We start from the raw sequence: 22,477 nt of genomic DNA on the forward strand, positions 1-22,477 counted from the left end.
TGATGAATGTGAGTTAATCGTCAGAACGATAAAAATTTAAATCAAAGGAAAGCGATTAAAATCGAGAATGCTGAGTAACCCCTTACTTTAATCAAAATCCTTTGCCCTAAGTGCTATCTTCTTTTCAAAAAAATTAGATAGATCTTTGCAATTATGATTTAAATTGGAAAAACTTTCAACCATTTTATGTTTTATTACGTAAAGAATGTGCTTAATGCGCATTGAATACCCTCAATTAACCTATATTATGGGGTTTCATGGGAACTTCATCTCTGTTTGGTGATAAGAATAGAAAAGCGCATGGTGATATGTTATAATCTTCTCAAACGGTATCGTTGAAAATATCAAAGGCATACAAAATGAGCAAATTAGTTACCCGAATAACGGGTTTTTTCTTTTTATTTGTCAGTGTTTTTGCTGTTATGCTCGGAAACGCGCAAGCAGAATCATTGCAATCTATTTTAAAAGTCGCATTAAATTCCGATCCTACCATTCGTGAAGCACAAGCGAATATTGGGGTATCGGATACGCAAGTGAAAATTTCCAAAGCAGGACATTGGCCTGTATTAGGGGTGACTACATCTCGTAATTTGAACCATCATTATAAAGATGGACGTACTGTCGAACGCAATCCCGTGGCATTAACTGCCACCGTGAATGTGTATTCTTGGGGCGAAATTTCCAACGCGGTCGAGAGAGATGAGCATAAACGGGAATATTATGAACATAAATATGATGAAACTAAGGAACAATTAGGTAGCACGATTGGTAAAATTTACCTGTCTGCCTTGAATGCCAAAGAAAATATTGTGATCTATCAGGAAAGTTTACAACGTTATAGCGATATTTTGGCTGATTTGAAAGTGATTTCTAGTTATGACGCTGGACGTTTGTCAGAAACGGTAGAAGCTGAATCTCGCCGTTTACAAGCCGAATCTTCGTTGACAGCACAACAACGTATTTTACAAACGTCGTTAAGTCAATTAAGCCGTTATACCGGGCGATTATTAACCGAAGATGATATTGAAGATCCGTTTTCCAATATCACGGTGGAAATACTCAAATCACAATTCACGAGCAAAGGCCAATATGCAGATAATCCAAGTTATCAAGCGCAACAAGCCGAATTAGCGCGTGCGCAATCCCAAGAAAAAGTCTCTAAAGCAAAACGTTTACCAGCACTGAATCTGGAAGGCGAATGGGGTAGACGTGGTTATGAAGTGAATATGAAAGTGTCGTGGGATTTATTTAACCCCGCCACCTATTATTCTGGTGTGCAAGATGCTTATTCTGCTGAAGCCGCTAAAGAACGTATGGCGGAGATTCAACGTGAAGTGACGGAAAATTCACAAACCGCTGAAATCAGTATGCGCCAAAGTTTACAATATTTAAAAGTATCAAGTAAGCAAATTCAATCTCAAAAGCATGTTGTTGATATTTATGAACAACAATATTTGATTTCTCGCCGTTCTTTGCTTGATGTGTTGGACGCGTATCAAAGTTTAACAAGTATTCAGGTGGCAGAAGCCTCCGCTCGAAAAGATTACCGTGATGGCGTATTGGCATATCTGGTTGCACAAGCGCAAGTGGGTAAATGGGCTGGCGTTGTCACATTGAAAGGATTATAAGGTTAATATATGAAATCTATCGTAGAACATTTGGCGTTTGTCACCCAAATTTATGGTTCGCCTGTGGCGAAAGAAACATTAGCCGCGCAGACGATTCGCGATGCGCGCAATAACTTGAATTTTACCTCATTGAGCGAAGTGTTACGCACGCACGGCTATGAGAATAAAATGTCGCGTCGCGTGCTGTCGGATATCCCTGCGTTGACGGTGCCAGTGGTGATTATTCTGAAAAATGAAGAATCCGCGGTGATTACCAAAATTTCAGGCAATGCCGGTAGCCGTGTTTACACGGTACAACAAACGGTGGGCGTTGAGCAGGAAATGAAGGAAGCGGAACTCAATGCGAAATATCTTGGTTATTGCTGGTTTATTAAGCCGAAAGCCGCCGCGGACATTAGTTCTGAACTGCCTGAATATAAGATGAGTAAAGCATGGTTCTGGAAAGTGATTTGGCGTTTCCGTTCCTATTATTATCAAGTCATTTTAGCCACCTTTGTGATTAACTTTTTGGCCTTGGTGAGTTCGTTATATGTGATGAACGTGTACGACCGTGTTATCCCGAATAAAAGTTATGAAACATTGTGGGTGTTGAGTATTGGGGTGATCATTGCGATTTCCTTTGAATTTGTCGCCAAAATGATTCGAGGGCATTTAACCGATATTGCGGGTAAAAAAGCGGATTTAATTATTAGCTCAGCGTTGTTCCGTCGAGTGCTTGCGTTGCGAATGTCGGATAAACCTGCCTCTTCAGGGAGCTATGCCAATAATCTGCGCGATTTTGAGTCGGTGCGTGATTTCATGACCAGTGCCAGCTTATTGGCCTTGGTGGATTTACCGTTTATTTTGCTGTTTGTGTTTGTAATGTTTTTAATTGCAGGCAAATTGGCGATTGTGCCATTAATCATTATTCCAACAGTGATTTTGGTTGGCTTTTTGGTTCAACCGATGATGGAAAAATTTATCAATGAATCCATGCGTGAAAGCTCACAACGTCAAGGGTTGGCGGTGGAAGCGGTAGAAGGTATTGAAACCATCAAAACCAACAACGCAGCCAGTTGGGCGCAAACCCGTTGGGATTATTACACCGCACGAACCGCCTCATCTCAAACAAAAACCAAAGATTTGAGCAATTTTGTGGTGAATTTTTCCACCGCACTTCAGCAATTAAATACCGTGTTTGCGGTATTGTATGGGACTTATTTAATTCATAGCGAAGTTGAAGCCGAGCGTATTACCATGGGGGCATTGATTGCGACGGTGATTTTGTCTGGTCGTGCTTTGGCACCATTGGGACAAATCGCTGGCTTGGCAACACGTTTACAACAAGCTCGTTTGGCCTTTAAAGGCGTGGAAGACATTATTTCTCGTCCGAGTGAACGTGCCGACGACCGTAATTACATCAGCTTAGAATATATGCACGGTCAAGTGGCTTTTAATCAAGTGGGCTTTAAATACGTGAAAGACGGTATGCCGGCGCTACAAAATGTGTCAGTGACCATCAAGCCGGGGGAAAAAGTCGCGATTTTAGGTAAAATTGGTAGTGGTAAAACAACCATGCTGAACTTGGCGTCAGGTCTCTTTGAACCGGAACAAGGCAGTGTTACCATTGACGGTGTAGATGTACGTCAAATCGATCCAAACTACTTGCGTAGTCAAGTGGTATTGCTCGGTCAACACCCACGCTTATTCTTAGGCACCTTGCGTGACAATATGAATTTGGCGCGTAGCGACAGCTTTACCACTGACCAAGAATTATTAGCTGCCTTACAACGTTTTGGTTTAGATCGCATGATTCAAGGACACCCACGTGGGTTGGATATGCCATTGGGTGAGAACGGTATGGGCTTGTCAGGTGGACAACGTCAAATCGTGGCGTTATCCCGTATGACCTTGAAAAATCCAAAAGTCGTGTTGTTAGATGAACCGACCAATAGCCTCGATTCTGGCTCCGAAGATCTCGTGTTGAACGCCATTGCACAATGGGCGCAAAATCGTACCATGGTGATTGTGACGCACCGTATGCAAGTACTGAAAGTGGTGGATCGAGTGATCGTGGTGGATAATGGTCAAGTGGTCATGGATGGGCCAAGAGATGCGGTTATTCAACGTTTACAACAAAATGAGAAAACTGTTCCAACGCAGGCGCAGGCACAAGCAAAACAAGTACCGGCGCAAGCTAAAAGTGCGCCAGCAGAAAATAGTAACCCAGCAAGTAAAGGGTAGAGAAAAATGAAAGCAGAAAACCTAAAAGAGCAGCTGAGTGAAAAAGATTTAGCGCTCGTCAATGATCTCAATGCCGCGTTGCAAAAAGAGAAGCACAACAAATCATTTGCCATGATTAGCTTATTGTTTGTCTTTGCTATCGTGTTCGTGATTTGGGCATATAACAGTCCTTTGGAAGAAGTAACCCGTGGGCAAGGCTCGGTGATTCCAAGTAGCCGTGATCAGGTGATTCAAAGTCTGGATCCCGGTATTGTGAAAGAAATGTTGGTAAAAGAAGGGGATATCGTAGAAAAAGGGCAAATATTGCTGACCCTTGATGATACGCGTAGTTTGGCGATTTTAAAAGAAACTGAAGCGAAAATTAGTACATTACAGGCGACGATTGACCGTTTAAAAGCAGAGGCTTATGGTCAGCCATTACAATTTGCCGAGGATACACCCGACGATTTAATTGCCAGTGAAACAGCCGCTTATAATACACGTCGTAAGGCAATGCAAGACGCGATTTCGGGCATGCAACAAAGTAAAACAATGTTAGATCGTGAAATTGCCATCACCACCCCAATGGTCGCCAAAGGGGTCATGCCGGAAGTGGAATTATTGCGCTTGAAACGTCAATCAGCGGATTTGGTGACACAAATCAGTGAACGTCGTAACCGCTATGCAACGGATGCGAATAACGAATTGGTGGCAAAAGAATCAGAGCTTGCGCAAGCTAAAGAAAACCGCATTATGCGTGCTGACCCAGTGGCACATTCGCAAATCAAAGCCCCTCTCAAAGGGATTGTGAAAAATATCAAAATCAACACTGTCGGTGGTGTGGTGGGGGCCGGTCAAACCATTTTGGAAATCGTCCCCATTGGGGAAAAACTGTTGGTACAGGTTTATGTAGCACCTCGTGATGTGGCCTTTATCCGCACAGGCCAAGAAGCCTTAATTAAAATCAGTGCTTATGACTATGCGATTTACGGTGGTATTGAAGGAAAAGTCACGCTTATCAGCCCAGATACTTTACAAGATGATCGTCGTCCAAGTGAGTTAAAACTCAACCCAGACCAAGCCTATTATCGTGTATTGGTGGAAACGGTGAGCAATAATATTACCGATAAAAACGGGAATAAAATGGACATTACCCCCGGCATGACGGCAACGGCAGATATTAAAACGGGAACAAAAACCGTGTTCCAATATCTTATCAAACCGATCACGCGCTTGAAACAAGCAATGCAAGAACGTTAGAAAAATACGCATTAACACCTAGCCTTAATCAGGCTAGGTGTTATAACTTTCTAATGTTTCCTGAAGCCCTAACCATTCTATTTCCACTTCTTCCAACTGTTTTTTCACATTCACTTGCTCCGCCAAAAGTGCGGTCAATTTTTCTTTATTTTCTGGTGAATAGAGATCATTATCGGAAAGTTGCTGCTCAATCTCAGTCAATTGTACAGACAATTTTTCCATCTGGCTTTCAAGCTGAATGAGTTTCTTGCGTAATGGTGCAGTTTGTTGCCGTAGTTCGGCTTCTCGGCGTTTTTGATCTTTGCGATTTTGTTGGGAATTTTCCGAAACATCGCTGTTTTGCACCGCACTTTTATTTAATTCCTTACGTTCTTGTGTATTAATATTAGTCAGCCATTTCGCATAATCGTCTAAATCACCGTGAAATTCTTCTACTTGTTTATCATGTACCAAATAAAATTCTTCCACCGTGTTACGCAATAAATGACGGTCGTGCGACACCACCACTAGCGAGCCTTGATAATCCACTAAGGCTTCGGTTAAGGCTTGTCGCATATCTAAATCTAAGTGGTTAGTCGGTTCATCTAATAACAGCAAATTTGGACGTTGCCATACAATTAACGCTAACACTAATCGGGCTTTTTCGCCGCCAGAAAAGGTTTTTACGGCTTCGTTAACTTTGTCGCCGTGAAAAGCGAAACTGCCTAAATAATTGCGACATTCTTGTTCGGTCAGTTTGTCATCTAATTTTTGCAAATGCCATAGAGCGGATTCATCGGCTCGTAAGGTGTCTAATTGATGTTGAGCAAAATAGCCCAGTTGCACGCCTTTGGCCAGTTGCACATTGCCAGAAAGGGCAGTTAATTCACCTGCTAATAATTTGATCAACGTGGATTTCCCTGCGCCGTTTTTACCAAGCAAACCAATACGAGAACCGGGTACGAGATTCAGTTTAATTTTTTGCAAAATTTCCACCGCACTTTCACCCACACCATAGCCAGCAGCGGCTTTTTCAATCATCACTAAAGGGCTCGGGAGTGACAAAGGTTCTCTAAATTCAAAGGTAAAGGGATTATCAATATGTGCAGGCGCAATTTTTTCCATGCGTTCAAGGGCTTTCATGCGACTTTGAGCCTGTTTGGCTTTGGTCGCTTTGGCTTTGAAACGGTCGATATAGCTTTGTAAATGGGCGATTTTTTCTTGTTGCTGACGGAAAAGTGCGGTCTGTTGTGAGAGTTTTTCTGCACGTTGCAGTTCAAAGCTCGAATAATCACCGGTGTATTCGTTCAGTTGCTGATTTTCAATATGTAAAATCTTATTGACGATAGGATCGAGAAAATCACGGTCGTGGGAAATTAATAACAAGGTGCCTTGATATTGGGTGAGCCAACGTTCTAGCCAAATCACCGCATCTAAATCTAAGTGGTTGGTGGGTTCGTCCAACAGCAATAAATCGGACGGACATAACAAGGCCTGTGCCAAATTCAACCGCATTCGCCAACCACCCGAAAAGGATTTTACAGGGCGTTGCAATTCTTCTTGAGCAAAACCTAACCCATGCAACAATGCGGAGGCTCGGGATTGAATGGTCCACGCATCAATATTGTCTAACTGTGCATGAATATGAGCAATGGCATGGCCGTCATTTTGTTGGTTAGCTTTTGCTAACTCGGTTTGTAATTGGCAATAAAGGCGGTCGCCCTCAATCACATAATCTAATGCAGAGGTGTCTAAGGCTGGTGTCTCTTGATTCACCCAAGACACCGCCCAATTAGACGGAAAATTCACATCACCGCCCTCGGGTGACATTTCTTTTTTGAGTAAAGCGAGCAAAGAGGATTTACCACAACCGTTTTTTCCCACTAAGCCCACTTTTTGCTTTGGATTAATGGTCGCAGTGGCATTTTCGAGCAGTAAATTTTGCCCACGTTTTAAAGATAAATTGGAGAATAGGATCATTTTTGTGTTATATTTTTCAAAATTTTGTTTATTTTCCTGTTTTTCAGCTAATTAGCAAGGAGAAAAGTATGTTAAAGCACGATTTTATTGGTTTAGGCGTGGCCGGTAATTTTGCCGGTCATTTGGAACAAGCGGGTGAGGCGGCAGATTTTGTGAAAGTGAAAACAGAAAGTGCGGTGCAACCCAAGGCCATTTTCCCTTTTTATGTGCCAAGTCAGCAGTTAGACGAAAGCGAAGGTTTTTTATCGGTTTACCCGATTTCTCATGATCGCTTGCAGTTTCCACTAAATGCCGATAATTTGCAAATTGAGCCAGAAATTGCGTTAATTTGCGACGTGCAATATGATAAAACCAGTCAAAAAGTCACCGCACTTTTACCGACCCATTTTGCTGCTTACAACGATTGTTCCATTCGTCGCCCCAACGCCCACAAAATTTGTGAAAAGAAAAACTGGGGAGCCGATTCCAAAGGGATTTCGGCAACTTGGATTGCCCTTGATAGCTTTGCCAGTGGCAGTAATATTGATGATTATCATATTGCCTGTTTCCACCGACGTCACGGCGTGTTAACGGAATACGGTATTGACAGCCCCGCTGCGGAATACAGTTATTTTCATCAACAATTATTGGACTGGATTGTGGATAAAATGAATCATCAGCCTGATCAGGATCCGATGAATGATATTGCCAAATTACTCAAACAAGCCAATTATCCAAGCAAGGCAGTGATTAGCATTGGAGCGACCCGTTACACTGAATTTGGTGAAAAGAATTTCTTGCAAGTGGGCGATGTCAGCCAAGTAGTGGTCTATAATGGTAAAAAATATTCGCACTCGCAAATTGTCGAAATGGCCGAGCAAATGCACTTCGCACAGGATATTTCTGCGTTAGTGCAAAAAGTGGTGTAAATAAAATAATTTGCTCACTTTGTGATCTCTATCAAAGATTTTATTTTAATTAAGTCGTAAGATACAACAATGTTCTATTTCATATAAGGATGATTAATATGACCCCAGCAGAACTTTTCGGCGAAGGGATTAACCTGATGTTTTCAGGTATGGGTTTTGTGTTGGTCTTTTTGCTCATTTTAATTTGGGCGATTGGATTGATGTCAAAACTGATTACCCGATATTTCCCTGAACCTGTGGCTGTCCCAAAAACAGCTCCCAATTCCACCGCACTTCAGCCTGTCAGTAACGACTTAGATCGTTTACGTCCAGTGATTGTTGCTGCCATTGCACATCATCGTGCGACCCATTCAAATTAAGAGAAGGATTTTATTATGACTAAAAAAATTAAAATAACCGACGTGGTACTTCGTGACGCTCATCAATCTTTATTTGCCACTCGTTTACGTTTAGAGGATATGTTGCCGATGGCGGCAGAATTAGATGATATGGGGTATTGGTCGTTAGAAGCGTGGGGCGGTGCGACCTTTGATAGTTGTATTCGTTTTTTAGGCGAAGATCCTTGGGTGCGTTTGCGTGAATTGAAAAAAGCCTGCCCGAAAACGCCGTTGCAAATGTTATTACGTGGACAAAATTTATTGGGCTATCGTCATTATGCCGATGATGTGGTGGATCGTTTTGTAGAGCGTTGTGTCGCTAATGGCATGAGCGTATTCCGTGTATTTGATGCCTTAAACGACCCACGTAATATGCAAGCCGCTTTGCAAGCAGTGAAAAAACACGGCGGTCACGCACAAGGGACATTGAGCTATACCACCAGCCCAGTGCATACTTTGCAAACGTGGTTAGAGGTAACAGAACAGCTACTTGAAATTGGCATTGACAGCCTTGTGATTAAAGATATGTCAGGGATTTTAAACCCAATGGCGGCTGCCGAATTAGTCGGCGAAATCAAAAAACGCTTTGATGTGCAACTCCATTTGCATTGTCACTCCACCACAGGTATGGCAGAAATGGCATTATTAAAAGCGATTGAAGCAGGGGTTGATGGGGTTGACACGGCGATTTCGTCTATGTCAGGCACCTATGGACACCCAGCTACTGAATCCATTGTGGCGACCTTGCAAGGTACAGAATTTGATACGGGCTTAGATATTCCACGTTTAGAAAAAATTGCCGCCTATTTCCGTGATGTGCGTAAAAAATATGCCAAATTTGAAGGGCAGTTGCGTGGTATTGATAGCCGTATTTTGGTAGCACAAGTGCCAGGTGGTATGCTGACTAACCTTGAGGGGCAATTAAAACAACAAAATGCCAGCGACAAATTAGATTTAGTGTTGGAAGAAATTCCACGTGTGCGTAAAGATTTAGGCTATATTCCGTTAGTCACCCCGACATCACAAATTGTGGGTACGCAATCTGTTATCAACGTGTTAATGGGCGAACGTTATAAAACCATCGCCAAAGAAACCGCAGGGATTTTAAAAGGCGAATATGGTCGCACTCCAGCCCCTGTGAATGCAGAATTACAAGCTCGTGTGCTTGAGGGAGGCAAACCAATTACCGACCGTCCAGCGGATCATATTGCCCCTGAAATGGCGAAAATTGAAGCAGAAGTGAAACAAACCGCACAAGAAAAAGGCATTAAACTGGCTGAAAATGCGGTAGATGATGCGTTAATTGTGGCGTTATTCCCACAAATTGGTTGGAAATTCTTAGAAAATCGTGGCAATCCTACTGCCTTTGAGCCTGCTCCGACATTAGAAAGTGCGGTACAAAAACCAGCAGAAAAAGCCCCAGCCAAACCAGCAAGCGGTTCAGCGGTTTACACCGTGGAACTTGAGGGTAAAGCCTTTGTAGTGAAAGTGTCTGAAGGTGGCGATGTTACTCATATTGCACCGACAGCAGCTCCAGCGACAGCCCCTGTGGCTCAAACTGCTCCAGCACCTGCTGCAAGTAGTGGTACTGGCACTGCAGTTACCGCACCAATGGCAGGCAATATCTGGAAAGTGGTCGCCACCGAGGGACAAACTGTCGCAGAGGGTGATGTGTTGTTTATTTTAGAAGCAATGAAAATGGAAACCGAAGTACGGGCGAACCTTGCTGGTACGGTGCGTGGTATTTGTGTGAAAGCGGGTGATTCAGTGGCTGTGGGCGACACCGTCATGACCATTGCTTAATTTGGAGGCAGTATGGAAAGTATTATTGCTCTACTGAAAGGCACAGGTATTATGCACCTTGAATGGGGGCAAGCGGTGATGATTTTGGTGAGCCTGTTGTTATTGTGGCTTGCCATTGTGAAAAAATTTGAACCGTTGTTGTTATTGCCGATTGGCTTTGGTGGTTTGTTGTCGAATATTCCTGAAGCGGGCATGGCAATGACGGCATTGGATAATTTGTTACATTCAGGTACACCTGAACAACTTGCTGTGATTGCAGGAAAAATCGGTGTAGTGGCAGATCCTGTTGCAATTAAAACCGCTCTTGCGAGCTTGCCAGCCTCTGTGCAAGCACAGCTTGAAGTCACCGCTGGCGATCTTGGCTTTAGTGCAGGTATTTTAGCCCTGTTCTATAAAGTAGCGATTGGCTATGGTGTTGCGCCGCTGGTGATTTTTATGGGGGTCGGTGCCATGACGGATTTTGGTCCGTTAATTGCCAATCCAAGAACCTTATTGCTTGGTGCGGCGGCACAATTTGGGATCTTCACTACCGTATTAGGTGCTTTGGGTTTGAACTGGTTAGGGGTAATTGATTTTACCTTGCCACAAGCTGCCTCTATCGGAATTATTGGGGGGGCAGATGGTCCAACCGCTATTTACTTAACCAGTAAATTGGCACCTGAATTATTGGGTGCGATTGCAGTGGCTGCCTATTCTTATATGGCGTTAGTCCCATTAATTCAACCGCCAATTATGAAAGCCTTAACCACCGAAACTGAACGCAAAATTCGTATGACGCAACTTCGCAATGTGAGTAATACAGAAAAAGTGTTATTCCCGATTATTTTGTTATTGTTGGTGGCGTTATTATTACCTGATGCCGCACCATTGCTCGGTATGTTCTGTTTTGGTAATTTAATGAAAGTCAGTGGCGTGGTGGATCGTTTAAGTGATACCACACAAAATGCCTTGATTAACATTGTGACCATCGTGTTAGGTTTATCGGTTGGGGCGAAATTGGTGGCAGATAAATTCTTGCAACCACAAACCCTTGGTATTTTACTGTTAGGCGTGATTGCGTTTGGTATCGGAACGGGTAGCGGTGTGTTGATGGCGAAATTGATGAACAAATTCAGCAAAAATAAAATCAACCCACTGATTGGTTCTGCTGGCGTGTCAGCCGTGCCAATGGCAGCTCGTGTTTCTAACAAAGTAGGGTTGGAAGCCGATCATCAAAACTTCTTACTGATGCACGCCATGGGACCAAATGTGGCTGGTGTAATTGGTTCAGCCATTGCCGCAGGGGTGATGTTGAAATACGTTGCAGCGATGTAAAATAGGATAAAAAAACACCGCACTTTTTGTCACGAAGAGGTGATACCAACAAAAGTGCGGTGCAAAAAATGCGATCTTTGTCGCATTTTTTATATTCAATTCGTTGTAATGTAAAAAATATGTTGCAACCGACAGCTAAATTGGTATATTTTTAACTGTCCCTTTTTAATAGGTACGGAAATATACAACTTCATCCCCTTTCTAGGAGAACTATTGTTATGAAAAAATTCTTAAAACTTTCCCTTGTCGCTGGCGTTGCAATGTCGGCATTTTCCGCTCAAGCTGCAGAAGAACAGTTTATTACCATTGGTACTGGTGGCCAAACGGGCGTATATTATGTGGTCGGTCAATCGATTTGTCAGTTAGTGAACCGTGATACGGCGAAAACCCACATTAAATGTAATGCCCCCTCAACTGGCGCCTCCATTGCTAACTTAAATGCGATTGCCGCCAAGGAAATGGATATGGGGATTGCACAATCTGACTGGCAATATCATGCCTATAACGGCACCAGTTCTTTTGAGGGCAAGAAAAATGACAAATTGCGTGCGGTGTTCTCCTTACATGCTGAACCCTTTACGTTAATGGCTCGTGATGATTCGGGGATTAAATCCTTTGATGACTTGAAAGGCAAACGTGTGAATGTGGGCGATCCAGGTTCTGGTACCCGTGCCACCATCAACGTTATCATGAAAGAAAAAGGTTGGACGGACAAAGATTTCAAAGTGGCTGCGGAATTAAAACCAGCAGAAATGGCGTCATCTATGTGTGATAACAACCTTGACGCCATCACTTACAACGTGGGTCACCCGAATGGTGCATTGAAAGAGGCCGCAGCGTCTTGTGATTCTCACTTAGTGCCAGTAACCGGCCCTGAAATTGATAAATTAGTGGCGCAACATGCTTACTATGCGAAAGCTGTGATTCCTGGTGGTTTGTATAAAGGCACTGATAATCCAGTGGATACATTCGGTTCTTATGCAACGTTAGTGAGTTCAACGGATGTGGACGCAGATAAAGTCTATGCGGTGGTAAAAGCGGTGTTTGATAACTTCGACCGTTTCAAACGTTTACACCCCGCTTTTGCGAACTTAAAAGAAGAAGAAATGATTAAAAATGCCTTATCTGCACCATTGCACGAGGGGGCGGCTCGTTACTACAAAGAAAAAGGCTGGTTAAAATAAATTAATCCTGCTTTGTCCTTTTCTATTACACCCTACGCAGCCTGTGTAGGGTGTCTGTTTTATCGTTATTCGGGGACTTTACGATGTCTGCACAAGAAAAAGCGATGGATTATGATGACTTGCAAGATATGGTGGCATCTAATGATGCTGGCGGTCGAAATCCAAAAGGCTTTGCCAAAAAACTCATTATTGTGACCGCAATTGTTTGGTCGATTTTTCAGCTCTATTATACTTCGCCGTTTCCATTTTGGTTGCAAGAGCAATTAACACATCTCGGCATTCCGTTAAATGTGGTGGTGGACGACACGAAAGCCCGTTCTTATCATTTGGCGTTTGCGTTATTTTTAGCGTTTCTTTCGTTCCCTGCCTTTGCCAGTTCACCTAAACATCGGATTCCTTTATTCGACTGGTGTTTAGCCATTGCCGGTGCATTTTTAGGCGCTTATTATTTATTTTTCTACGAGGGATTAGTCACTCGATTTGGCGCCCCCAATTTGCAAGATATTATTGCAGGTTGTTGCGGTGTCTTGCTGTTATTAGAGGCCACAAGACGTAGTCTCGGCTTGCCATTGGTGGTGATTGCGGTGGTGTTCTTGCTGTATAATTACTTCGGGCAATTTATGCCAACAGATTGGATTATCAGCCACCGTTCAGGCTCATTGGCTCAAATTGTCAACCAACAATGGATCACCACTGAGGGCGTCTTTGGTGTGGCGCTTGGGGTCTCCACGAAATATGTGTTCTTATTTGTATTGTTTGGTGCGTTGTTAGATAAAGCGGGTGCCGGTAACTATTTTATTAAAACGGCCTTTGCCTACTTAGGCCATTTAAAAGGCGGGCCTGCTAAAGCCGCAGTGGTCTCTTCTGCACTCACTGGATTGGTTTCTGGTTCCTCCATTGCGAATGTGGTGACCACGGGGACATTCACGATTCCCATGATGAAACGTGTGGGCTTTTCAGCCGAGAAAGCGGGCGCCGTAGAAGTGGCGTCTTCCGTTAATGGCCAAATTATGCCACCTGTAATGGGTGCCGCCGCATTTTTGATGATTGAATATGTCAATATGCCGTACAGCCAATTAATTATGCACGCTTTTTTACCGGCGCTGATTTCTTATATTGCGTTGGTTTACATCGTGCATTTAGAAGCCAATAAAATGGGCTTAAAAGGGCTTGATCGAGTCGATCCTGCTCGTCCGTTTTTAATGGTTGTGATCCGTACGCTAGGCTTTTTCTTGACCCTTTGCGTGATTTTCTTTGCTTTACATTTTGGCTTAGGCTGGATTAAAACGCTGATTCCGGATTATTCCTTTATGGTGATCGGGACGTTACTTGGCTGTGTTTATTTAGGCTTAATTCGTCGTGTGGCACAGTTCCCTGATTTAGAACCTGATGATCCTAATTCCAAAATCGTTAAATTGCCGTCAGCAAAACCGACGGTGAATGCAGGCTTACATTACTTATTGCCGGTGGTGGTATTAATGTGGTGTTTGATGATCGAACGTTTATCACCGGGGCTTTCCGCTTTCTGGGCAATCTTGGCGTTATCTTCTATTTTAGTGAGCCAAAGGCCTCTATTAAGTTGGTTTAGACAGGAAAAAAGCGACAAAAAAGCGCTGTTTAAACAAGGTTTATATGAACTTATTGATGGCCTTGAAGTCGGTGCCAGAAATATGATTGGTATTGGGATTGCAACTGCCACTGCTGGTATTATCGTGGGCGTGGTGTCTTTGACCGGTTTCGGTGTGCAATTAGCCGGCATTATTGAATTCTTGTCCATGGGCAATATTTTATTAATGTTGATTCTGGTGGCAATGTTCAGCTTAATCTTAGGCATGGGCTTGCCGACCACCGCCAACTATATCGTCGTGTCCTCCTTAATGGCTTTGGTGATTGTGGAAGTGGGCAAACAAAACGGCTTAATTGTGCCATTAATTGCGGTGCATTTATTCGTCTTTTATTTCGGTATTATGGCCGATGTGACGCCACCGGTGGGCTTGGCCTCTTTTGCGGCTGCCGCTATTTCAGGGGGCAGCCCGATTAAAACTGGGGTGACCGCATTTTATTACAGTTTAAGAACCGCTATTTTACCGTTCCTGTTTATTTTCAATACGGATTTATTACTTATAGATGTCACGTGGTGGCATGCCTTGCTGATATTCTGTGTTGCGACCATAGGGATTATGATTTTCACGGCGGCAAGCATGAATTTCTTTGTGGTGAAAAATAAAGCATGGGAAACGGCGGTGTTAATTTTGGCAGCTTTTACCCTATTCCGTCCGGGGTTCTTTATGGAATATGTTTCCCCGACCGCACGTAGCGTGGAGCCTGCGCAATTTGTGCAAGAGTTGGGACAAACACCCGTGGGGCAAAATATTATGCTGAAAGTATCTGGCATTAACCCTTACGGCAAAGAAATTCAATTCTATTCACAACTGGCCGTGCCAGCGGGCGAAACGGGCGAAGATCGGGTGAAAGCCTTAGGTTTAACCCTGTTAGATACGGGTGAACAGATTGAAATTAACGGCAAATTGTCACCGAAAATCTTAATTGATAACGTAGAAATAGATTCTCCAGCGGCTAAAGCAGGATTAAACTGGGATCAAACGATTCTTGAGTTAGATTTACCCACTCATTCGATTCCAAAAGAATGGATGTTTATTCCCGCCCTATTATTGGCATTCGGGGTGTGGTGGAATCAACGTCGTCGGAAATCTCAAATCACGAATTAATGTATGGCTGGCAACCCGCCAGCCTTTAAAAAGGATATTTTATGTATAACAACTTGCTCATTGCGATTGATTTAAATGATTTGCAAAGTGCCAAATATGTGGTTGACACTTGCTTAAAACTGACGGCGCATAAGCCCGATGCGGTATATCGTGTGGTGTCCATTATTGAACCCATGGATGACAGTTTTATCTCTGCGTTTTTACCGAAAAATTTTGATAAATCCGTGGTCGAAGAAGCCAATAAAGCCTTACACGAGTTCACTCAAGCGAATTTTCCCGCCGGTGCGAAAGTGCAACATATCGTCGCCCATGGTACCGTATATGAAGAAGTGAACCGTATTGCACAAGAAAAATCGGTGGATTTAATCGTCATGTTGGCGAGCAGTAAACCGAAAGCCAAGGGATTAAGCTCTAACACCGTCAAAGTCGCACGCCATAGTGAAAAACCGATGTTGATTCTCAAATAGAAACTCGGTAAAATTGACAAAAAGGTTTAAGCTATCAATTAAAGCGGATTCTTAGCTAAATATTTTATGAAGTAGTGGAACTTTTATGAAAAAAGTGCGGTCTAATTTAACATAAAATCGAAAGCAGTTGATCTTTTGCTGTTTTATGTTATAAAGACAGAAACTATTTCGTCTTACATTTGAAGAAGGAAAGCGATGAATAAAGAAGCACAAATGATGTTAGTTCCGCAAGGTAATCTCGAGGGTTATATTCGTGCCGCTAATGAGTATCCAATGCTCACGGCAGAAGAAGAAAAGGAATTGGCGGAACGTTTGTACTACAAAGAAGATTTAGAGGCTGCCAAAGCCTTAATTTTGTCGCACTTGCGCTTTGTGATTCACGTTGCTCGTGGTTATTCAGGCTATGGTTTACCGCAAGCGGATTTAATTCAAGAGGGTAATATCGGCTTGATGAAAGCCGTCAAACGTTTTAACCCAGAAGTGGGCGTACGTTTGGTGTCTTTTGCGGTGCATTGGATCAAAGCAGAAATTCACGAATATGTGCTCCGTAACTGGCGTATCGTGAAAGTGGCAACCACTAAAGCACAACGCAAATTGTTCTTCAACCTACGTAAAACCAAACAACGTTTAGGTTGGTTTAATGAAAACGAAGTGGATTTAGTGGCCAATGAGTTAGGTGTTTCCAAGCAAGACGTCATGGAAATGGAAAGCCGAATGACAGGTGCTGATGTTGGTTTTGATTTGCCAAATGAAGATAGCGAAGAAAGTAGCTTTTCTCCCGTGATGTATTTGGAAGATAAAAGCTCCAATTTTGCGGCGGAATTAGAAAATGAAAACTTCGAAAACCAAGCTGTTGAGCAGTTAAGCAACGCCATGGAAACCTTGGACGAACGTAGCCAAGACATTATTAAAGCCCGTTGGTTAGATGATGATAAAGCCACGTTGCACGATTTGGCTGCTAAGTATAATATTTCTGCTGAACGGGTGCGTCAGCTAGAAACTAATGCGTTGAAGAAGTTGAAAAGTGCGGTGAATTTTTAGGGAATTTATTGTAAGAGGAAAGATCGAAGAAATTCGATCTTTTTTGTTATCTGTTTATTTTTGTTGTAACAATTTAACTAATGTAGTAGCATTGGCGGATATTTACAATGGAAAGGAAAGGGAATATGAATGTGATTACCAGTCGGGAATTTTACCAAAATACAGGAAAAGCCCACAAAATTGCAAAAATAGAACCCGTGTTGATTACCAAACATGGTACGCCTGATATTGTTGTATTAAATTATACGGAATATCAGCGCTTAACTCAGCTTTCATCTTCTCGAACGCTATATGATATTTTTGCGAGTAGCAACCCACAAGTTGCAGAAATTGATTTAATCTTGCCAGATCGTGAAGTAGATCATCAACGTCCAGATGTGGAGTTCTGATGATGTTCTTAATTGATACGAATATTATTAGCGAAATACGTAAAATTCCCTTGGGTTATGCCAATGTTGGGGTCGTTGCGTGGGCAAAGAACGTCACGGAAGATCAGATCTTTATTTCTGCGGTTTCTATCATGGAAATTGAACGTGGTATTTTAGCCTTATACAGACGAGATCCCACTCAAGCAAAAATCATTCAATTTTGGTTTGAAAATACGGTAAAACGTCAATTTCAGGGGCGAATATTACCTATTGATTCACAGACTGCGGAAATCTGTGCCAAATTACATGTTCCCAATAAACGCCCTGAAAATGACGCTTGGATCGCTGCCACGGCCTTGCAACATCAGTTGACATTGGTTACTCGTAATATTAAAGATTTTGACATGAAAGATTTATTGGTTTTTAATCCGTTTAGGGAGTAGTTTAATCGTTATGCTACCTTTAAAAAACTCAACATTTCTTTTAATAGTTTAATTTCTTCTTGTAATTGTTGAATAGTTTCATCTTTGTGAGCAATAACCAAGCTGAGTTTCTCATTCTCGTTGAGTATGTCTTTAATATTACTGGCTGTACTAAAAATATTCGAACCGTAATGATTGACTTGGTAAGAAATATTCTTTTCATCGCAATTTTGAATCAATTCCACCACATCCAAATCAAAAATATCTGCAATTTGTTCTAGTTTATTCAACGTCAATTTCGTTTCACCTCGTTCAATTTTACCGTAACTATTGGTAGATAAGTGCATTTTTTCTGCCATCTGTTCCTGAGAAAGCAAATGCTCTTCACGAAGTAATCGGATTTTGTCATTGATTTTCATAGATACTCTTTTTTCTGTGTGTATATAAAGGTTTTGGTGGATAGAAAACACTTTTTCTTTATTGATAAAAGATGATGATTTCTATATTTTAAATCCCAATTTTTGCAATTATACATAATTTTTCAGTAAATTACAGCGGTTATTTTATGCCTTTGGGGTGATGTAACCTAATGGAGTAGGGGGAGAAAATGGCAAAACTTGAAATTAAAAATGTAACCAAAAAATTCGGGGATTTTTATGCCGCTAGGGATATTTCTTTTGTCGCAGAAGAGGGGGAATTTGTTACCTTGCTCGGTCCGAGCGGTTGCGGTAAAACGTCATTATTGAAATTGATCGCAGGATTCTATCAAGCAGATGAGGGGGAGATACTTATCGGTGGTGAAAATGTCAATTTTGTTCCACCAGAAAAACGTAACACCGCAATGTGTTTCCAATCTTATGCCTTATTTCCCCATTTGAATGTTTCCCACAATATTTGTTACGGATTGCAGCAAAAGAAGATAGAGAAAGCCGAACAGGTTTCTCGCCTAAATACCGCCTTAAAACAAATGGATTTGGAAATGCACAAACTCAAAATGCCGAATCAGCTTTCGGGCGGTCAACAACAACGGGTAGCGTTGGCTCGGGCAATGGTGACTCGTCCTGACGTGATTTTATTTGATGAACCCCTTTCCAATCTTGATGCCAAATTGCGTGAAAGCGTGCGTTTTGAAATCAAACAGCTTTCCCGTCAATATAATTTAACCAGCATTTATGTCACCCACGATCAAGCGGAAGCCTTGGCGATGTCCGATAAAATTATCGTGTTGAATAAGGGCAGTATTGAGCAAATTGGTACACCGCAAGAAATTTATCATCAACCAATTAACCGTTTTGTCGCAGATTTTATCGGGGTGGCGAATATTACGCAGGCGGACGTAGAATCATTGGGTGATAACCGTTATAAAGTGCGGTCGATTTTTGGCGAGTTTATTGCTTATTCTGAAAAAGCTCCCGAATCATCAAAAGTCTATATTTGTTTCCGCCCTGAAGATGCGGAATTATGTGATGCTAATGGTGGCGAAAATCAGTTTACTGTTGAAGTGAAACAAACTGCCTTTATGGGAAATTTAACCGAGGTACAAGCCACCTTGCCCCAACAGCCCGATTATAAGATTCGTCTGCAGTTAACCAAATTTCCCCATATTCCCGAAGATAATAAATTAACTTTTCATTTGCCACAAACGGCGATTCATTTCTTGGAGGCTGTATGAATAAATGGCGAGAAAATTTAAAGGCTTGGTTATTGCTGAGTACGGGGCTGGGTACGATTTTAGTCTTAATGGGATCAACTTTTTATATTGTGGTTTTACAGAGTTTCGGGTTACACAGCAGTTTTGGTGATGAAGTGGCTTTTACTTTGGAACATTGGCAAACCGTGTTATCGGATACAGTATTCCAAAAAGCACTATTTTATTCCATTAAAGTGTCATTGCTGGGAGCCATTCTTTCTATTATTGTCGCTTACCCAATAGCCATGTGGTTACGCAAACCATTACCTGCCAAAGTCACAATTATTACCATGTTACGGGCACCAATGCTTGTACCAGGATTGGTTGCCGCTTTCTTATTTGTCAATATGATTTCTTACCACGGTATTTTAAATGAGGCCTTGGTGTATTTGGGTATTTGGGATCAACCCCATACTTTGCAAAATGATGAATTTGGTTGGGGCGTGGTGATTCTGCAAATGTGGAAAAATATTCCCTTTGCCCTGATTCTGATTGGCGGAGCGGTGAACTCACTGAAATCCGATTTACTTGATGCGGCAGCAAATTTAGGTTCAAATCCGTGGCAACGTTTTCGTTATGTTGTGTTTCCGCTCAGTTTGGGGGCGGTACAGGTTTCATTTATTTTGATTTTTATCGGTGCGTTGGGGGACTTTGCCTTTTACAGCGTGGCAGGTCCGAGAGATACCTATTCATTAGCACGTTTAATGCAAATGACAGCCTACCAATATGATGAATGGAATCAAAGTGCGGTGATGGCGATGATGATTATGCTGACTTCTGCTTTTTTCACTATTATCGTGTCGATGTTGATTAAACCGCTTAGTCGTAAAAAAGGAGAAATCAAATGAATGACGCCGTGCAAACTAAAAATGGTAAATTAATTGGCCGTATCTCATTGATTTTCTTTGCTGTCGCCAATTTAATTTGGTTGGTTGTGCCATTTTTTATGGCAGGACTTTGGTCATTAGTTGATCCTGAACATCCGTGGAGTTACCCTGATATTTTGCCCCAATCGCTCTCTTTTGAACGTTGGGTTAATGTATGGCAGAACACCTCTTTGCCTGAAGCGATGCTTAATAGCTACACTATTGCACCGTCGGTAGCGTTAATTGCAATTACTTTGGCAATGCCAACTGCTTATGCTTTTGGACGAATGGACTTTCGTGGCAAAAAATTTGCCGAATTACTTACGTTAATTCCATTGGTGATCCCTGGGATGATCATTGCGTTGTTTTTCAGCCAAATGTTGCTCAGTTTAAAAATTACCAATCCTTTTATCGGCATTGTGGTGGGGCATACGGTAATGACTTTGCCCTATGCCATTCGGATTTTATCCGCAGGTTTTTCCGCTGTACCACAGGATTTAATTGATGCCAGTCGTGATTTGGGAGCATCAAAATATACAACCTTTAAAGATGTGTATTTGCCAATGTTAAAACCGAGTTTTTTAGCCGCCATCATTTTCTGTTTGGTAAAAAGTATTGAAGAATTTTCCATTTCTTTTGTGATTGGTTCACCTGATTTTATTACTGTACCGACCATTCTATATTCTTTCTTGGGTTACTCATTTATTCGCCCCAATGCCGCCGTGGTTTCTATCATCTTGCTTGTGCCGAATATTATTTTAATGATGTTAATCGAGAAATTGTTAAAAGGAAATTATTTATCTCAATCCACAGGCAAAGCCTAAATTAATAGGAGAAACATTATGCGTAAATTACTTACTTTTTCAACCGCACTTTCTAGCGTATTTTTCGCTAGTTCCGTGATGGCAAATGATCTGAGTCAAAAATCTTGGCAAGAAATAGAAACTCAAGCTAAACAAGAGGGGCAAGTGGTCGTTAGCGTGTGGTATTTACAACCACAATTTCGTACTTTTGTGAAAGACTTTGAAAATCAATATGGTATTAAAGTCAAAATTCCTGAGGGTACAGCAGAGGGTAATATCAGCAAATTGCTCGCTGAAAAAAGCCTAGAAAAAGGCAAAATGGACGTAGTTGCTATCGCATCAGATAGCTACCCAACTATTCAAAAAGGAAATGTGTTTGATAACATTGAATTTATTCCGAACTTCACCAACGGTAATCACTTATTACAAGGGATTCCTTTTGGCAATGAGGCCTTAGGTTTTTGGGGTAATCAAACAGGCTTTGCTTATGATCCGCAACGCATTAGCGAAGATAAATTACCACAAAGCTGGAGCGATGTAGAAAGCTATATCAATGCGAATCCGAAAAAGTTTGGTTATGCTGATCCAAGTGGTGGTTCTTCAGGTAAGGCCTTTATTGAACGAGCATTAATTAATGTGAGCGGTGATTATGATTATGCTAATCAAGAAATTAATGATGCACAGATTAATACTTGGCATAAAACATGGCAATGGTTTGCTGAAAATAAAGCAAAAATGACTCGCACTTCTTCCAATGCAGACAGTTTAACTCGTTTAAATGATGGAGAATTAGATTTAGTCTCTGCGTGGCAAGATCATTTATATAGTATGCAAAAACAAGGGGCAGTTACCCCACGTTTGAAATTCTATGTACCAAAATTTGGTATGCCAGCTGGTGGCAATGTAGTAGGGGTTGCAAAAAACACGGCTCATCCTGCAGCATCACTAGTCTTTATCAATTGGATTACATCTCCTGAATCCCAGAAAAAACTTAATGAACAATTTGGCGTTCGTCCACTAAGCAGCGAATCGGGTAAAACAGATGTATCTTTCTTCCCTGTGAAGTGGAGTAAATCAGCGATGTCCACATTTAGTAAAGAAGTAGTATCTAAATAGTGTGTTATAAAGTTAGGAATTTTTAATAGTCAAGAATTTATTGGAGGGTCGTTTATGATCAAAATATTAGCCGTTTGTGGTTTTGGTGTTGGTAGTTCTATGGTGCTGAGAATGACCTTAGAAAAGGTTGCTAAAGAATTGGGTATTGATGCGGTCGTGGATAATACCGATCTTTCATCAGCGAAATCAATGTCAGCGGATGTTTATTTTACTAGCCATGAATTACTTTCCGAGCTAAGTTCTTCGGTTAAAAATCCAGTTTATCCGATTAAAATTTATATGAATAAAGTGGAAGTTAAACAACAGCTTGAAACCTATTTGAATAGTTTAAAAGGATAAA

20 protein-coding genes are annotated in these 22,477 nt (G+C 41.8%); 18 read left to right on the forward strand and 2 right to left on the reverse strand.

Features of this window, described 5'->3' with window-relative positions:
* Positions 1-359 precede the first annotated feature (359 nt).
* Genes ACTG7X_RS08010 through ACTG7X_RS08020 form a run of 3 tightly spaced genes read left to right on the forward strand, consistent with a single transcriptional unit; the run spans position 360 to position 5,090 of the window.
* A complete protein-coding gene (locus ACTG7X_RS08010; RefSeq protein ID WP_439257987.1) occupies positions 360-1,628 on the forward strand; it encodes a TolC family protein in 1,269 nt (422 codons plus the stop codon).
* 9 nt (positions 1,629-1,637) lie between these two features.
* Complete coding sequence (locus ACTG7X_RS08015) at positions 1,638-3,851, forward strand: type I secretion system permease/ATPase (RefSeq protein ID WP_439257989.1); 2,214 nt, start codon at positions 1,638-1,640, stop codon at positions 3,849-3,851.
* A 6-nt stretch (positions 3,852-3,857) separates the two neighbouring features.
* The gene (locus ACTG7X_RS08020) at positions 3,858-5,090 is read left to right on the forward strand and encodes an HlyD family efflux transporter periplasmic adaptor subunit (RefSeq protein WP_439257990.1); all 1,233 of its coding nucleotides are present in this window, start codon (positions 3,858-3,860) and stop codon (positions 5,088-5,090) included.
* Positions 5,091-5,123: 33 nt separating this feature from the next.
* Here ACTG7X_RS08020 and ACTG7X_RS08025 read toward each other — a convergent pair whose 3' ends face one another.
* Positions 5,124-7,049 (reverse strand): ABC transporter ATP-binding protein, encoded by a 1,926-nt coding sequence (locus ACTG7X_RS08025; protein ID WP_439257992.1) that lies wholly within the window; start codon positions 7,047-7,049, stop codon positions 5,124-5,126.
* A 68-nt stretch (positions 7,050-7,117) separates the two neighbouring features.
* Between ACTG7X_RS08025 and ACTG7X_RS08030 the strand changes: the two genes are divergently transcribed.
* The 10 genes from ACTG7X_RS08030 to ACTG7X_RS08075 all read left to right on the forward strand — a co-directional run bounded on the left by ACTG7X_RS08030 (position 7,118) and on the right by ACTG7X_RS08075 (position 17,683).
* A complete protein-coding gene (locus ACTG7X_RS08030) occupies positions 7,118-7,957 on the forward strand; it encodes a DUF5718 family protein (RefSeq protein WP_439257993.1) in 840 nt (279 codons plus the stop codon).
* A 98-nt stretch (positions 7,958-8,055) separates the two neighbouring features.
* Entirely contained in the window at positions 8,056-8,316 is a 261-nt protein-coding gene (locus tag ACTG7X_RS08035; protein WP_439242672.1) for an oxaloacetate decarboxylase subunit gamma, read from the forward strand.
* Between the two features lie 15 nt (positions 8,317-8,331).
* A complete protein-coding gene (gene oadA / locus ACTG7X_RS08040) occupies positions 8,332-10,137 on the forward strand; it encodes a sodium-extruding oxaloacetate decarboxylase subunit alpha (protein WP_439257995.1) in 1,806 nt (601 codons plus the stop codon).
* Positions 10,138-10,149: 12 nt separating this feature from the next.
* Complete coding sequence (locus tag ACTG7X_RS08045; RefSeq protein WP_439257996.1) at positions 10,150-11,451, forward strand: sodium ion-translocating decarboxylase subunit beta; 1,302 nt, start codon at positions 10,150-10,152, stop codon at positions 11,449-11,451.
* 218 nt (positions 11,452-11,669) lie between these two features.
* Positions 11,670-12,635, forward strand: a complete 966-nt coding sequence (locus tag ACTG7X_RS08050) for a TAXI family TRAP transporter solute-binding subunit (RefSeq protein ID WP_439257998.1) — start codon at positions 11,670-11,672, stop codon at positions 12,633-12,635.
* Between the two features lie 83 nt (positions 12,636-12,718).
* Complete coding sequence (locus tag ACTG7X_RS08055; protein ID WP_439258000.1) at positions 12,719-15,364, forward strand: TRAP transporter permease; 2,646 nt, start codon at positions 12,719-12,721, stop codon at positions 15,362-15,364.
* A 41-nt stretch (positions 15,365-15,405) separates the two neighbouring features.
* Positions 15,406-15,831: a universal stress protein gene (locus tag ACTG7X_RS08060; RefSeq protein ID WP_439258001.1), complete on the forward strand. Its 426-nt coding sequence runs from the start codon at positions 15,406-15,408 to the stop codon at positions 15,829-15,831.
* Between the two features lie 195 nt (positions 15,832-16,026).
* Positions 16,027-16,872, forward strand: a complete 846-nt coding sequence (rpoH, locus tag ACTG7X_RS08065; RefSeq protein WP_439258002.1) for an RNA polymerase sigma factor RpoH — start codon at positions 16,027-16,029, stop codon at positions 16,870-16,872.
* Positions 16,873-16,997: 125 nt separating this feature from the next.
* Positions 16,998-17,261 (forward strand): type II toxin-antitoxin system prevent-host-death family antitoxin, encoded by a 264-nt coding sequence (locus ACTG7X_RS08070; protein ID WP_439258003.1) that lies wholly within the window; start codon positions 16,998-17,000, stop codon positions 17,259-17,261.
* A gap of 2 nt (positions 17,262-17,263) precedes the next feature.
* On the forward strand, positions 17,264-17,683 hold the full coding sequence (locus ACTG7X_RS08075; protein ID WP_439258048.1) for a type II toxin-antitoxin system VapC family toxin: 420 nt from the start codon (positions 17,264-17,266) through the stop codon (positions 17,681-17,683).
* An 8-nt stretch (positions 17,684-17,691) separates the two neighbouring features.
* Here the strand turns inward: ACTG7X_RS08075 and ACTG7X_RS08080 are convergent, their stop codons facing one another.
* Positions 17,692-18,081: a helix-turn-helix domain-containing protein gene (locus ACTG7X_RS08080; RefSeq protein ID WP_439258004.1), complete on the reverse strand. Its 390-nt coding sequence runs from the start codon at positions 18,079-18,081 to the stop codon at positions 17,692-17,694.
* Between the two features lie 188 nt (positions 18,082-18,269).
* Here ACTG7X_RS08080 and ACTG7X_RS08085 point away from each other — a divergent pair, with 188 nt between their 5' ends.
* From ACTG7X_RS08085 to ACTG7X_RS08105, 5 genes are read left to right on the forward strand one after another with little or no spacing between them, the layout of a single operon-like run.
* On the forward strand, positions 18,270-19,334 hold the full coding sequence (locus tag ACTG7X_RS08085; protein ID WP_439258006.1) for an ABC transporter ATP-binding protein: 1,065 nt from the start codon (positions 18,270-18,272) through the stop codon (positions 19,332-19,334).
* Positions 19,331-20,200 (forward strand): ABC transporter permease, encoded by an 870-nt coding sequence (locus ACTG7X_RS08090; protein WP_439258007.1) that lies wholly within the window; start codon positions 19,331-19,333, stop codon positions 20,198-20,200. Before ACTG7X_RS08085 ends, ACTG7X_RS08090 begins: the two co-directional genes overlap by 4 nt.
* Positions 20,197-21,042, forward strand: coding sequence for an ABC transporter permease (locus ACTG7X_RS08095; RefSeq protein ID WP_439258008.1), 846 nt, complete (start codon positions 20,197-20,199; stop codon positions 21,040-21,042). The genes ACTG7X_RS08090 and ACTG7X_RS08095 overlap by 4 nt, the downstream gene beginning before the upstream one ends.
* 18 nt (positions 21,043-21,060) lie before the next feature.
* Complete coding sequence (locus tag ACTG7X_RS08100) at positions 21,061-22,137, forward strand: extracellular solute-binding protein (protein ID WP_439258009.1); 1,077 nt, start codon at positions 21,061-21,063, stop codon at positions 22,135-22,137.
* Between the two features lie 54 nt (positions 22,138-22,191).
* The gene (locus tag ACTG7X_RS08105; protein ID WP_439258010.1) at positions 22,192-22,476 is read left to right on the forward strand and encodes a PTS sugar transporter subunit IIB; all 285 of its coding nucleotides are present in this window, start codon (positions 22,192-22,194) and stop codon (positions 22,474-22,476) included.
* The last annotated feature ends 1 nt before the right edge of the window (position 22,477 follow it).

It is taken from the genome of Lonepinella sp. BR2271 (assembly GCF_051851515.1).
Taxonomy (GTDB): domain Bacteria; phylum Pseudomonadota; class Gammaproteobacteria; order Enterobacterales; family Pasteurellaceae; genus Lonepinella.

Bases quoted from the DNA above. Each gene is read 5' to 3' on its own strand.
- rpoH (WP_439258002.1), top strand. From the start codon at position 16,027: ATGAATAAAGAAGCACAAATGATGTTAGTTCCGCAAGGTAATCTCGAG.
- ACTG7X_RS08055 (WP_439258000.1), top strand. From the start codon at position 12,719: ATGTCTGCACAAGAAAAAGCGATGGATTATGATGACTTGCAAGATATG.
- ACTG7X_RS08030 (WP_439257993.1), top strand. From the start codon at position 7,118: ATGTTAAAGCACGATTTTATTGGTTTAGGCGTGGCCGGTAATTTTGCC.
- ACTG7X_RS08060 (WP_439258001.1), top strand. From the start codon at position 15,406: ATGTATAACAACTTGCTCATTGCGATTGATTTAAATGATTTGCAAAGT.
- ACTG7X_RS08085 (WP_439258006.1), top strand. From the start codon at position 18,270: ATGGCAAAACTTGAAATTAAAAATGTAACCAAAAAATTCGGGGATTTT.
- ACTG7X_RS08100 (WP_439258009.1), top strand. From the start codon at position 21,061: ATGCGTAAATTACTTACTTTTTCAACCGCACTTTCTAGCGTATTTTTC.
- ACTG7X_RS08050 (WP_439257998.1), top strand. From the start codon at position 11,670: ATGAAAAAATTCTTAAAACTTTCCCTTGTCGCTGGCGTTGCAATGTCG.
- ACTG7X_RS08035 (WP_439242672.1), top strand. From the start codon at position 8,056: ATGACCCCAGCAGAACTTTTCGGCGAAGGGATTAACCTGATGTTTTCA.
- oadA (WP_439257995.1), top strand. From the start codon at position 8,332: ATGACTAAAAAAATTAAAATAACCGACGTGGTACTTCGTGACGCTCAT.
- ACTG7X_RS08090 (WP_439258007.1), top strand. From the start codon at position 19,331: ATGAATAAATGGCGAGAAAATTTAAAGGCTTGGTTATTGCTGAGTACG.
- ACTG7X_RS08015 (WP_439257989.1), top strand. From the start codon at position 1,638: ATGAAATCTATCGTAGAACATTTGGCGTTTGTCACCCAAATTTATGGT.
- ACTG7X_RS08080 (WP_439258004.1), bottom strand. From the start codon at position 18,081: ATGAAAATCAATGACAAAATCCGATTACTTCGTGAAGAGCATTTGCTT.
- ACTG7X_RS08095 (WP_439258008.1), top strand. From the start codon at position 20,197: ATGAATGACGCCGTGCAAACTAAAAATGGTAAATTAATTGGCCGTATC.
- ACTG7X_RS08070 (WP_439258003.1), top strand. From the start codon at position 16,998: ATGAATGTGATTACCAGTCGGGAATTTTACCAAAATACAGGAAAAGCC.
- ACTG7X_RS08020 (WP_439257990.1), top strand. From the start codon at position 3,858: ATGAAAGCAGAAAACCTAAAAGAGCAGCTGAGTGAAAAAGATTTAGCG.
- ACTG7X_RS08025 (WP_439257992.1), bottom strand. From the start codon at position 7,049: ATGATCCTATTCTCCAATTTATCTTTAAAACGTGGGCAAAATTTACTG.
- ACTG7X_RS08105 (WP_439258010.1), top strand. From the start codon at position 22,192: ATGATCAAAATATTAGCCGTTTGTGGTTTTGGTGTTGGTAGTTCTATG.
- ACTG7X_RS08075 (WP_439258048.1), top strand. From the start codon at position 17,264: ATGTTCTTAATTGATACGAATATTATTAGCGAAATACGTAAAATTCCC.
- ACTG7X_RS08010 (WP_439257987.1), top strand. From the start codon at position 360: ATGAGCAAATTAGTTACCCGAATAACGGGTTTTTTCTTTTTATTTGTC.
- ACTG7X_RS08045 (WP_439257996.1), top strand. From the start codon at position 10,150: ATGGAAAGTATTATTGCTCTACTGAAAGGCACAGGTATTATGCACCTT.